Raw genomic sequence first — 13,026 nt, forward strand, 5'->3', positions numbered from 1 at the left:
GATCTGTTTGCAAAAGTCTCGGTAGAATGGGGATTTACCAATCCTGAGGGTGGAGATACCCATTATTCCAGCCTCCGGGGAACAAACGCAAATCTTGTGATACGCCAAAATGTAGAACAAAATTTCCAGGCAACGTTATATGTTGAACCGGTTGGAGAGCCAGATTCTGAAGAGTTTGAAGAGGATATCAATAACGCATTGACTGAATTAAATGATCGGTTTCCGGGACTTTCTGCGGTGAGTACTCCATTCGGTTGGAAGATCCAAATACCGGATGAATTCAATGAGTCTCATGAAGAACATTTTACTCGTGTTATGGAAAATTATCTTGAAGACCTGCAGGCAGGAGCTTTGTCCGACTGGGAGCGAACAAACCTTTTAACGAAGTACTACATCACAACCCGGGCTTATGAAAAAAGCCATAATTAAATGTCTCAAAGAAATTCTGTTGGTTGTGGAACATATTTGAATACCATCATCTATTAAATGATTATGGGTAAAATTCTGTAATTGTGCTCATTTAGTTAGATCCGATATGTAAAAAGTCTTTTCATTTCCCTACCTTAAATTCTTGATATTTGAAGCCTAATTATCCTGATATAGATCATTTATTCGTTGATTGGATATTTATTCGGGAGAAGCATTAAATCAAACGTTTATATTTGTATGATTGCACAAAAAACACGCATTCAGTCGCTATTTGAAAATAAAAGTGATGATGAAAAAATAATGTCACTTTTTATTTCAGCCGGCTACCCGGATCTTGAATCAACAGTAGAGTTGATTTTAGGTTTCGAGGTAAATGGTGCTGAACTGATTGAACTTGGAATGCCATTTAGCGATCCGTTGGCAGATGGCCCCACCATCCAATACGCAAGCAATACGGCCATCAGTAATGGAATTACGATGAGTAAGATTTTTGAAATGGTTCGTGAAGTTCGAAAATCATCAGAAATTCCTTTGATTCTGATGGGATATATCAACCCGATTTTGAAGTATGGTGTTGAACGTTTTTGCAAAGAAGCCGGGGAGAGCGGAGTGGACGGCTTAATTATTCCGGATGCTCCGGTAGAGGAATCGTCCATTATTTCCAAAACTGCTGATGAGTACAATCTCAATTTAATCTATCTCGTAGCCCCGAACTCTACAAATGAGCGGATGCGTTTGGTTGATCAGCATAGCAACGGATTTGTTTATTGCGTTTCAGTAACCGGTGTAACGGGTGCACGTGAAGGTGAAGAAGTAGCAAAATCGGTTGAGAGATTTATCGATCGAGTGAAGTCGAACGTCACAAAAAATCCTAAACTTGTAGGATTTGGCATCAAGAGTTATGAGGACGCTAAAGTTATATCAAAAGAAGTAGATGGTTTTATTGTAGGGAGTGCTCTTATTGATGCAATCAGAAAAGAATACCCCAAAAAAGGCTGGAAGGATAAAGTATTCAGCTTTGTTAGGAAATTAAAATTCGGGAAAGCTTAACCCACAATTTGATATTATTATGAATAAGTTTTTATTGGTTTTAACAATCATTGGAATTGGATTTTTTGCGGCTTGTGAGGGAGATTACAGGTCAAGATCCATAGGGGCTGTGGATGAGGTATACGTTGTAATGGATTCCACAGACTGGAATAGTGAAACAGCTCTGGCTCTTGAAGAAACGTTTGGAGCCGGAATAAGAACTTTGCCGAGCCCCGAACCTACCTACGATTTGACGTTTCGAGAATTTAAAACAAATGACCAACTCGATAACATCCAAAACCTGAAAAATTTAATTTTTGCTGCTCCTATTGATTCAGAGAACAACGTGGGAAGGTTAATACGGGCCCTGTTAAGCGACGATGTAGAAGAGCGGGTTCGTGAAGGAGAAAGTTTTGCATTTCCGATTGAAGATCAATGGGTGAGAGATCAATGGGTATTAATATTGACTTCAAATTCGGATTCATCCCTGGCACAAAAAATCCGAAATTCTGAGAGTTCACTTGTCAGTCATTTGATGGAGCGGGAATTTGAACGGCGAGAATATGAAATCTATCGTCGGGGTGAGCAGGTTGCCATCAGCGACTCACTTTGGAATGAACATGGATGGAAAGTGAGAATGCAGCATGATTACATTCAAACTGTCGATACATCAAATGTAGCTGTCTTCAGACGCTCACTACCTGAGAATGATCGATGGATGATGGCTTGGTGGCAGGACGATGTGGAAGGAATCGGTTTTATTGATAGTGAATGGATTAATGCCACGCGCGACTCTCTCCTTCAAAAATATGTTCAGGGTACACGCGAAGGTTCATATGTAACAACGGAATATGACAGCCGCCGAAACGTCATTACTACACAGATGGACCGAGATGACAGAATTATCGGTTACGAAACACTGGGAACCTGGCGTATGACAAATGATTTTATGGGTGGGCCTTTTGTGAACTTTACTTACTATGATCCGAGGACGGAACGCCTCTTTATGATCGAGTATGGTCAGTTTGCCCCGAGCGTACGTAAACGCCGATTTGTTCGTCAATTCCGCACGATGGGTCGAACGTTTGAATCCGATTCAACATGGAATAAGGAATCTGATTCATTAACAAACCTGGTGCGCGAAGAATAGTCAATCTTCTCGCAATCGGCTTTATTATAAAAAGCTTATAGAAAGACGGTCGGAGTATTGCTCCGAAACTTTCAACCTCATTAATTCTATTGAATCATCCCCTTTTATAAATATTGAATGAAAGAATCCTCTGAATTTCAGCAATATTGTTTATCTGAACCTGGCAAATCATACGATAAAGAAAGAGCAAATTACAAAGTTAACCCACTGGTTTAGAGTAATTTTTACTTCTTCAACAGGTACAGTAATTAATACCCTGTTTAACTATTGCAATGGATTTATCGACTCTGCAACACTTGCACTACCAATATTGGGTTCTGCATATCAGGAAACGGGCTGTAATAAAATTGTTGATCTGCAATAACCATGAGTGAAAAAAAATATCAAGTTTTAGCTTACCATGGATGGGGGTTTGATACATCCATATGGAAACCTTTACAAGCCCATTTGGAACCGAATGTACATTTTGATGCCGCTGACAGAGGGTATTTCTCAGATTCATATTCCCCCTCATGGGATAGGGCATCAGGTTCTGAGAAACTACTTTTGGTTCATTCATACGGACTCCATTGGTGCGATCAATCGGTTCTGCAAAATGCCGATCACCTGGTAATTATCAGTGGGTTTCTGAATTTTCATCCCATCTCAGAAGAGGAACACAAACGCTCCAAGTTCTTCCTCAGAAAGATGCAGTCGCAGTTTGTTGATTCTCCCAAAAAAGTACTTCAGAAGTTTTATGAAAGAGTTTTTCATCCCGAAGAACCTAAAATTGATGTGCCGGGGAATCTTCGTCACGATCTACTGTTATCTGATCTTGGTGACCTTGATCACGATAACCGTAAAAATGCCGATATCTTTGATATGAACTCCATTACGATATTTCATGGAGCAGAAGACAAAATTGTGGACAATGAACTAGCCCGGGAGATGTTTTCAAAACTTCGATTAAGAAGTCAATATTTTGAGGTTAAGAAAGCGGGACATGCAATTCCCTTTACTCATAGTTCAAAAATATTTGAGATATTGAACTCCCTGTTGCTAATCAAATAACAATCATTTTTCACTACAGATATTACATTGGCTGATTTGAAAAAGGAGATCAGGAATAATTTTAACGGTGCAGTTCACTATTATCATGAACATGCCAATCTCCAAAAAAATATTGCGGATCGACTTGCAAAGGCACTTGAACCATGGCAGTATTCTGTTCCGGACGGACCGATACTGGAAATTGGAGCAGGAACCGGCTTTTTTACCCGCCATCTTCAAAAAATGTTTAAAAACAGGGAGTTGATTATCACCGACCTGTCTGAAGAGATGGTGGAATTTTGCAGAGAACAATTTTCGGAAACAGGGAACACCACATTTCGTAAGCTGGATGCTGAAAAGTCTGGTTTTGAAGAATCAAGGTATGCTTTAATTACCGGGAATTACGTTTCACACTGGTTTAAACATCCTGCACAAACCTTATCAAAGATTGCTACCTCACTTAAACCGGGAGGCATATTTTTGATCTCATTTCCCGCCAGTGAGTCATTTTCAAACTGGAGACAATATTGTCTCGATCTCGGAATTCCATATACCGGCAATACGCTGCCGGATCTTGAAAAAGTAGTTATTGATCTATCGATGGGGCCTTTCCAGGTAGATTACTATGAAGATGATATGATTGAAACATTCAGCTCTGTTTTTGATTTCTTTCGACACCTGAAAAACCTTGGTTCTTCAACCAATTTTAATAACAGTTCACTCTCGATTAAACAGTTGAACCTGTTGAATGAGTATTGGCTAGAGCAAGAGAAAGGCCGGGTTAAGGTACAATACCACACAGCATTTATTGCCGCAAAACGTGATTTAGAATCGTGATCTCTCCAAAATATTTTTGTAACCCGAATGGGCACAAAGATCGGGAAAACTGTAGTTAACTCAATTCTAGTTTCAGCGTTACAGGCGACTTACTAAAGATTAATCTAAGCCTGACGCGACTCCATAACAGGTACAGAGAGTTCCGGGTATTTGGTGTTTCATTGGTGGGAGAGAGGCACCAATCAAATGAAGAGGCAATTCAAGGAGAAGCCAACAAACCGGAACTTGTAATTTTTACCAACTTTACTCACGACTCCGCCGAAAAATTGCTAATAAGCGTAAGTTAATTTATAGCATTGAAAGTTATCCGGGAAAATTCTTTTTATCTTAGGGAAGATTAATCAGAATAAAAATCATTTGAGATATGAAAAATCTATTGCTGGTATTATTCATCTTTATTCTTGTCCCTTCCGTTATAAGTATTTTCCCAAATGGAGAGGATGTGAAACAAGAAACGGAGTGGATTTCCTTGTTCAACGGGGAAGATCTGACAGGTTGGTATACCTATCAAAGAAGGCCTGAACCAACTTCTGAAGTGCCCTCAATTCCACGTGATGAAGAAGGAAACTACCTTGAGCCAATTGGTTTAAATAGTGATCCATTACAGGTTTTTACAGTTGTTGAGGAGGATAATGAACCGGCCATCCGCATATCAGGTGAAACATTTGGAATACTTGTTACCGAGGAGGAGTATGAAAATTATCATTTACGCTTACAGTTTAAGTGGGGAGATGAGAAATACCCGCCTCGGGAAGATCTGCTAATGGACAGTGGAATTTTATATCATTCAATAGGAGAAGAAGGTGCCTGGGGCGGAGTATGGATGAAATCACTGGAATGCCAGGTGATGGTAGACAATACAGGTGATTTTATAGCTGTTGATACAACGTCGGCCCGTATACCGGCACGTAAGTCGGGTGATGAGTTTTATTACGATGAAAATTCAGAGAGACAACTTTTTGACGTGAGGACTGCTGTCTGTAATCACAATGAGGATCATGAACGTCCCATGGGGGAATGGAATACCGTTGAAGTCTACACCGTGGATGGAAATAGTATTCATGTGGTAAATGGTCATGTGAATATGCGAATCTACAATTCACAATACAATGACAATGGTTCTCTTCAACCGCTTAAAAAAGGTAAGATCCAACTTCAATCAGAGGGTGCTGAAATTTTCTACAGAAATATTCAGATTCAACAGATCGAGGAGATACCGGATGAGATTTTATAGAGATTATTCTTATTGATTGATCCAGGCGAAATCAAGTCGGGAATAGTTTCTCTGTACGTGGATGATATTTTCATGAATGTACGGCATTCATATTCAAACTTGTGCCGGTTCCAAGTCCACTGAGAGTCTTACAAATATTGCTGGAAAATTTCTTCCAGTTCCTTATCGATATTTTTTACGATTACCGGTTTGAATTTTTCTCCCGTTAGTGTTTCAAAAAGTTCTGCATATCTTTGGTAGATACTCCAACGAAACGAATCCGGAAGGTCCGGCAGAGTTTGTCCCTCTTTACCCTGGAAGCCTTTATCCATAAGCCATTCTCTTAGAAATTCTTTGGATAGTTGTTTTTGTGGTTCGCCTTTTTTCTGGCGCTTTTCATACCCTTCAAGGTAAAAGTAACGGGAGGAGTCAGAAGTGTGAACTTCATCAATCAGGGTAAGTTCACCGTCATGTAATCCCATTTCATATTTTGTATCAACGAGAATAAGTCCCTGCCTGGCAGAAATTTCTGTCCCTCTTTTGAAAAGTTTAAAAGCTTTTTCACGAATTTCCTCCCAACGTTTCGGGGCAACAATTTTTCGGTCCAGGATCTCTTGTTCGGAGATATCTTCATCGTGTCCCTCTTTGGCCTTAGTGGCAGGAGTGAGGATCGGTTCAGGAAATTTATCATGCTCTTTCATCCCTCCCGGAAGAGTAACGCCGCATAGTTCTCGTTTTCCGGATTTATACACCCGCCAGGCGTGCCCCGTCAGGTAACCTCTAACCACGACTTCAATCGGAATCGGTTCGCATTTTTTAGAAATCATCACGTTTGGGTGGGGCACTTCCACAACGTGGGTGGGCATGATATCTTCAACCTTTGAAAAACCAAAAGCAGACAGTTGGTTCAAAATTTGTCCCTTAAAAGGAATGGCCTGCTTCATGATGTGATCGAAGGCTGAGATTCGGTCTGATACGACAATGCCAAGCATACCACCTTTAAGAGAGTAAACATCCCGGACTTTTCCTCGGTAGGGTTCGCCGGGGCCTTTTACATTTGTAGATGTGATGCAATGCTCGAGTGCTTCCTGCTTGTTCATCTGAGGTTAGCCGTTCACGTTTTTTGTTGAATTTCTGGGAACGAGTATAGGATCAATCACTTTTTGAATTTTCTCAACAGGATCGTGTCGAATAATTTCAGCCAGACGTCTTGTTGCAGAAACACCCACTGAGTACATTTTCTGATCGATAGTGGTAAGATCCAGGTATTTGGTAAATTTGATATTATCGTATCCCATAATGGCGATATCTTCCGGGATTCTCATTCCTAATTTTGACAAAGCATGGTAAGCACCAATAGCCTGAGTGTCATTCGAACAGAAAATTGCATCCGGGAAGTCCCCCATTTTTTCATAGGTATAAATGGCCTCAAAACCGGCTTCTTCTGTATAACCTGCATGCTTGGTGCTCTCTCCGGAGATGAAGAATTTCTTTTCAATGGGCATTTTAAACTCACGCAAGGCTTCCATGAAACCTGCTTCTCGTTCTTGTGAAGATTTGTTATTAAGAACCGGTTTAATCATTCCCAAACGGCTGAAGCCCTGTTTAATCAGGTGTTCGCCGGCCAGAAAACCACCTTTTCGATTATTTAATTCAAAATAGTTGTAGGATGGATGAGAACTCCCAATCAATACGACCGGAATTTCGGACGATTGCAGTTGCTGATGAACAGTTTCCGTAACATCAATACTGATAGTAATCACGGCATCTGCTGTTCCCCGGTCAAAGAAGTTTTCAACTCCCTCTTTGGGATTTTTTGATCCCGTATTATAAATCACTATATCCAGGTCCATATCCTGGATCTCATCTTTAACACCTTTCAGAACTTCGTTATAGTATGGAGTCGTAAAAGATGGGACTGCAATAGCCAGCATTTGGGGTTCCCGGCTGGCAAGTTTTCGGGCACTAACCTGAGGTCGAAAATTTAACTCATTAATTGCCTCATTTACTTTTTCTTTGGTTTTTTCAGAAACGTTGGGTGAATTATTTAAAACTCTCGATACCGTAGAGATTGCAACTCCTGCTCGTTGTGCAACCTGATAAATGGTTATCTTTTTATTTTTAGATTTCATAGTTCACCAATTCAATTAATAACAAAATAAGCTTTGCACATCTTTTTTAAGAAATAGAGTGCATTTTATTCAATCTTAAAATAAAGGAAAAAAAGATATTTAACGTAATTATTAATTTTCAGGAACTTTTTATGATACTTCTGGCATTAGATAAATAAATGTTCGAGATTTCTACATGACAGATCTTATTAAAATTCCATACTCTCTCATCCGGCCTATTTATGAGAAAACCAGCTTTCACAAAGCTGTAATCTCAGAGATAGAAGATAACCGGCTTCGGTTTGCATACGCTCACTGCAGGAGTATCACCAGGAAACATGCCAAAACATTCTATATGGCTACTCGTTTCCTCCCATATCACAAGCAGAGGGGAATATTTGCCATTTATGGCCTGTGCCGAACACTGGATGACATTGTAGATGAGAATGAAGACAATCCTTTCAAAGAGAAAAAAAGTCGTGCAGAAGTCATAAACCAACTGGAAAAATTCCGTGTAGAACTGATTGGTGCCTACCGTGGAGCTGAGCAAACAAACAGTGTTCTCATTGCCTTCGCTGATGTTTTAAATCGGTATAATATTTCACTCGAGCACCCATTAACACTCCTCGACGGTGTAAAAATGGACCTTGTTAAAAACAGGTACGATACGTTTGAGGAGCTTTACGAATACAGCTACAAGGTTGCATCGGTTGTTGGTTTGATGACATCAGAAATCTTTGGATACAAAGATCCCCAGGCAATTAATCACGCTGTGGAACTGGGAATTGCCATGCAATTAACAAATATTTTGAGAGATGTGGGTGAAGATCTTGACAGGGAACGAATTTATATCCCAAGAGAGGATTTAGAACGTTTCAAAGTAAGTGAAGATGAAATGTTCAGTAAAAAATTATCCGGAAGATTTATTGACCTGATGAAGTTTCAAATAGATCGAGCACGTCGGTATTATATTGAAGCTGACAAGGGAATTCCCATGCTGAATCGTGATAGCCGGCTACCTGTACTTCTTGCCCGGGAAAATTACAGCCGTATTTTGAACAAAATTGAGGAGAATCAGTACCAGGTTTTCAATCAACGTGCCTATCTGAATGCAACTGAGAAGTTTTCAATCTTACCTAAAATTATCTACCAGTTGAAAACGGATTCTTGATTCGTAAAAGCTGATCTTTTTTTCTCAATTATCCTTACTGTTGATCTTTTTTTTACTATTTTTCAATGAAGAGAGTGAAAAATTGAGATGTTAAAAAATAAATATTGTCGGAAATCTCAGACGGATTAAGACAATCTCCAATTACAGCTCTGAAGATTAAAAAAAAACCTGTTCTAATATTATGGCTTCTATTAAGAAAGTACTCATTGCAAACCGGGGAGAAATTGCAGTTCGAGTGATACGTTCCTGCAGAGAAAAGGGAATTGAAACGGTTAGTGTTTACTCTACACCCGATAAAACTGCTCCTCACGTGTTGGCAGCAGACGAATCGTATCATATTGGCGAGGCAGCATCATCAGAAAGTTATCTGAAGATGGAGAAGATAATCGAGGTGGCCAAAGAATCGGGCGCCGACGCTATTCATCCGGGGTATGGTTTCCTTAGTGAAAATGCAACATTTGCTAATCTTTGCGAAGAAAATGATATCAATTTTATTGGCCCCACAGCCTATGCAATAGAGATGATGGGCGATAAAACAAAAGCACGAGAACTGATGGCAAAAACTGATGTTCCATTTCCTCCGGGAACGGAATCGGCTATGGAAGATATCCAGGAAGCAAAAAAAATTGCTAAAGAGATTGGTTACCCGGTATTGATTAAAGCCGCAGCCGGTGGTGGCGGAAAGGGAATGAGAATTGTTCACAATGAAGATCTGTTCGAAGGCAGCGTAAAAGCAGCAAAATCAGAGGCGAGGAGCGCTTTCGGGGACGACCGTGTGTTTGTGGAAAAATATCTTGAAGAACCACGGCATATTGAGTTCCAGGTTTTTGCAGATACGCATGGAAATGTTGTACACATGTTTGAACGTGAGTGTTCTGTGCAGAGGCGTCATCAAAAAGTTATCGAAGAAGCCCCTTCGGCAATTATGACTGATGAACTTCGCAAGCAGATGGGAGATGCTGCATGTACGGTTGCCAAAAGCTGTAATTATGTTGGTGCCGGAACCGTGGAGTTTCTTGTGGACAAATATATGAATTTCTATTTCCTTGAAATGAACACCCGTCTCCAGGTAGAGCATCCCGTCACAGAACTGATTACCGGTTTGGACCTGGTATCGCTCCAGATAGATGTTGCAGAAGGTAAAGAGTTACCCTTCAAACAAGAGGATATCAAAAAACGTGGACATGCGGTTGAGTGCCGTATTTATGCCGAAGATCCCTCCAACAAATTTTTACCAAGTACAGGAACCCTTCACCGTCATCGAATTCCTGCAGGCCCGGGCATACGTGTTGATGCGGGTATAGAAGAGGGGCAAGATGTATCCATTTATTACGACCCTATGATTTCCAAGCTTTGTACTTTTGCCAACGATCGCGAGAAAGCGATTGATCGTATGCTTCGTGCACTGGATGAATACGAGATATCCGGGGTACGCACAACAATCCCGTTTTGTCAATTTACACTGAAGCACGAGAAATTCCGGGAGGGGCAGTACGACACACATTTTGTGCCTGATCATTTCACCCCGGAGAATATGTCAGATTTCACTGACAAAAAACTGGCTGCAATTGTATCTTCCGTACTCAGGTTTAGAGATGAACAATCATCAACAAAATCAAAACCATCGGGTACGGTAATTGAAGAAAGTGTCTGGTGGGAAAAACGAAAAGCAGTTCAGTGAAATCAAACCAAAAATTATTTAACCAGCTCGAAAAACTACTTACCGAACAGCGAAACCCGAACAGCAGCGAGATCGATCTGGCCGATTCCAGGACCATCGTTCAAATCATAAACGATGAGGATAAAAAGGTAGCTCATGCCGTTGAGGATAAACTGGATGTAATCGCCGATGCGATCGACTCGATTGTTGAAAAATTAAAGATCGGGGGACGAATCCTCTATTTTGGAGCGGGTACCAGCGGACGTCTCGGTGTCCTTGATGCTGCTGAATGCCCGCCCACGTTCGGAACCAATCCTGAGGTCGTACAAGGTTTCATAGCCGGGGGGAATAAAGCGATGTTCGTTGCCCAGGAGGGTGCCGAGGACAGCGAACAGATCGGGATGGATGAGGTGACAAGTTTAAACGTTACCAACAAAGACGTTGTGGTCGGTTTAGCTGCAAGCGGACGTACTCCTTACGTTCACGGTGCACTCAAACAGGCTAAATCCATCGGTTGCGTAACGATAATGGTTACAACTGTTTCGGAAGAACAGGTAGAAGTTGAAGTGGATTATTTAGTTGCCGTTCCGGTGGGGCCCGAGGTGTTGATGGGAAGTACTCGAATGAAAAGCGCAACAGCTCAAAAAATGATTCTGAATATGTTTACCACGGGGGCGATGATCCGTCTCGGCAAAGTGTATGAAAATGTGATGGTTGATTTGCAGCTCACCAATAAAAAGCTCGAAGAGCGGGCCAAGCGGATTGTTATGAGCCTTTCCGGTGTTGATTATAGCGAAGCATCAAAACTGCTCGACACAGCGGATAATCATGTAAAAACAGCTTTGCTGATGGCGCTTACAGATGTTGATAAAGAAACAGCGCATCAGAAACTGAAGGAGCATGACGGTTTTATACGACGGGCTTTACAGAAACACCGATAAAATTAAAACCAAATTTTATCAGGAATCAGCACGTTATCCGTTCTATGCATAGTAAAATGCACATTTGTATGTTTATCAAAATCAACCAGGCATAAACGGTGGCGAAAGAAAATCATCAGAAAAAAAACAGGCGTCTCTCAGACAGGGACTATCGTAATTTGGTGCTGGTTTCTATCATTTTTGTAGAGCTTTCATTGATTCTAATGATTCGTCTCTGGCCCGAAACTGTTTATGAACCCAAAATTGACGTTCAGGTTGAACAAGACGAGGTCGTTGCGCTGGAAGATATCCAAATCACCCGCCAGCAGTCATCACCACCGCCACCGCCAAAACCCCAGACCCCCGTCCCGGTTCCGGATGATGTAATAGTTGAAGAGGAGCTGGATTTTGAAACAGAGCTGGATCTTGAAACACTTCCATTACCTGAAGAGGGTACGGGTACTGCTTTAAGCGGTAACGAAGATCGGATTGTCGGTAATCCCCAGATTCCGCCCTCTGTTGTACACATTGTAGAAGCGACGGCCCCCAAAGAAGTTCCCGAGGAATATAAAGGACGGCTGGAAATGATTGTTAATTTCCTGGTAGACCAGGAGGGAGAAGTGGAAGAGGTAAGCATTATGGAGATCCGCCTATACGAACGAGGCGGGAGCGACTATGAGCAGCTCGAATACGTTCAATATGGACTGATGGATGCTGTACTTAGAGCAGCTATGCAATGGCGATTTCGCCCAGCCCGCCAGAATGGTGAACCTGTTAAGGCGTTTACGCGGCAGAGGTTCAACTATTAGAGTTGAGTTCGAAGGTTTGTGGTTTTCCCTTTGCTGCTTTTAAGTGAGGAGAGGGCGCACAGAACATCCTCGTGGCACTGTAAATAGCTTAATCGTGTCAGAGATTTTATTTGAAAGAAAACAAGCGTGATCTGTATGTTTGTAAATCACGCTTATGGCGGAACGACCATGCCAAGTCACATCTGTCCAAAACATTTTTTTTGAAATCAGAAGACGTAGAGTCTGTCTCAGGCTTTCAGCCTGCTTTCAGGATTCCGCATGTAGACTTGGGGCGTTGCCCCAAGCTACGTTGTAACAGGCTTTCAGCCTGAAACATCACAACCCGGGGCCTCGCCCTGGGTGGAAGAACCAATTCCTGCCGGCAGGCTGCACCAAAGGTATCCCTTGGGGAAAAGCCTGAGACAATGCCCGGTTTGTTCAAGTAGGGGTTGAATTTAGAAAATTACGCCAAATCTGGCCATGCATTCAAAAAACAAAGATTCTTTCCAACTTTAGAAACGTTTTGGACAGCTATGATGCCAAGTATATCCTTGACCTTCTTTTTTTACATATTGCTTCGTCGATTAAAAGAGGGAGGGATTCAAACAGATCCTAAAATTCGTTTTTCTAATATTGCACGACCTGACCCGGTCTTAAAATATTTCTCCAAAGCAACGGCCTTTTTCTTA

General features: G+C 41.4%; 13 protein-coding genes. 11 read left to right on the plus strand and 2 right to left on the minus strand.

Going from position 1 to position 13,026, the window contains the following annotated elements; all coding sequences use genetic code 11:
* The 6 genes from L6773_RS20635 to L6773_RS20660 all read left to right on the plus strand — a co-directional run.
* Positions 1-429: putative oxidoreductase C-terminal domain-containing protein (locus tag L6773_RS20635; RefSeq protein ID WP_237856555.1), on the plus strand; the 429-nt coding region annotated here is incomplete at its 5' end.
* Between the two features lie 237 nt (positions 430-666).
* Positions 667-1,479 carry a tryptophan synthase subunit alpha gene (trpA, locus tag L6773_RS20640; protein WP_237856556.1) on the plus strand — a complete coding sequence of 271 codons (813 nt, stop codon included), beginning with the start codon at positions 667-669 and terminating at the stop codon, positions 1,477-1,479.
* Positions 1,480-1,498: 19 nt separating this feature from the next.
* Positions 1,499-2,608, plus strand: a complete 1,110-nt coding sequence (locus L6773_RS20645) for a DUF4837 family protein (protein ID WP_237856558.1) — start codon at positions 1,499-1,501, stop codon at positions 2,606-2,608.
* A 366-nt stretch (positions 2,609-2,974) separates the two neighbouring features.
* A complete protein-coding gene (locus L6773_RS20650; protein ID WP_237856559.1) occupies positions 2,975-3,658 on the plus strand; it encodes an alpha/beta fold hydrolase in 684 nt (227 codons plus the stop codon).
* A 27-nt stretch (positions 3,659-3,685) separates the two neighbouring features.
* Positions 3,686-4,474, plus strand: coding sequence for a methyltransferase domain-containing protein (locus L6773_RS20655; RefSeq protein ID WP_237856560.1), 789 nt, complete (start codon positions 3,686-3,688; stop codon positions 4,472-4,474).
* Positions 4,475-4,838: 364 nt separating this feature from the next.
* Positions 4,839-5,708: a 3-keto-disaccharide hydrolase gene (locus tag L6773_RS20660; RefSeq protein WP_237856561.1), complete on the plus strand. Its 870-nt coding sequence runs from the start codon at positions 4,839-4,841 to the stop codon at positions 5,706-5,708.
* A gap of 128 nt (positions 5,709-5,836) precedes the next feature.
* Here L6773_RS20660 and L6773_RS20665 read toward each other — a convergent pair whose 3' ends face one another.
* Together L6773_RS20665 and L6773_RS20670 are read right to left on the minus strand one after the other, a co-directional pair.
* Complete coding sequence (locus L6773_RS20665; protein ID WP_237856562.1) at positions 5,837-6,787, minus strand: phosphoribosylaminoimidazolesuccinocarboxamide synthase; 951 nt, start codon at positions 6,785-6,787, stop codon at positions 5,837-5,839.
* 6 nt (positions 6,788-6,793) lie between these two features.
* Positions 6,794-7,819, minus strand: a complete 1,026-nt coding sequence (locus L6773_RS20670; protein WP_237856563.1) for a LacI family DNA-binding transcriptional regulator — start codon at positions 7,817-7,819, stop codon at positions 6,794-6,796.
* 175 nt (positions 7,820-7,994) lie between these two features.
* Between L6773_RS20670 and L6773_RS20675 the strand changes: the two genes are divergently transcribed.
* From L6773_RS20675 to L6773_RS20695, 5 genes are all read left to right on the plus strand, one after another.
* The gene (locus tag L6773_RS20675; RefSeq protein WP_237856565.1) at positions 7,995-8,969 is read left to right on the plus strand and encodes a phytoene/squalene synthase family protein; all 975 of its coding nucleotides are present in this window, start codon (positions 7,995-7,997) and stop codon (positions 8,967-8,969) included.
* A 181-nt stretch (positions 8,970-9,150) separates the two neighbouring features.
* Positions 9,151-10,650, plus strand: a complete 1,500-nt coding sequence (accC, locus tag L6773_RS20680; RefSeq protein WP_237856566.1) for an acetyl-CoA carboxylase biotin carboxylase subunit — start codon at positions 9,151-9,153, stop codon at positions 10,648-10,650.
* Positions 10,647-11,570, plus strand: coding sequence for an N-acetylmuramic acid 6-phosphate etherase (murQ, locus tag L6773_RS20685; RefSeq protein WP_237856567.1), 924 nt, complete (start codon positions 10,647-10,649; stop codon positions 11,568-11,570). Before accC ends, murQ begins: the two co-directional genes overlap by 4 nt.
* A 98-nt stretch (positions 11,571-11,668) precedes the next feature.
* On the plus strand, positions 11,669-12,358 hold the full coding sequence (locus tag L6773_RS20690) for an energy transducer TonB (protein ID WP_237856568.1): 690 nt from the start codon (positions 11,669-11,671) through the stop codon (positions 12,356-12,358).
* 428 nt (positions 12,359-12,786) lie between these two features.
* Positions 12,787-13,026 (plus strand): hypothetical protein (locus L6773_RS20695; protein ID WP_237856569.1); only part of this gene is annotated, 240 nt, incomplete at its 3' end.

Source organism: Rhodohalobacter sulfatireducens, assembly GCF_022012475.1.
Taxonomy (GTDB): domain Bacteria; phylum Bacteroidota; class Rhodothermia; order Balneolales; family Balneolaceae; genus Rhodohalobacter; species Rhodohalobacter sulfatireducens.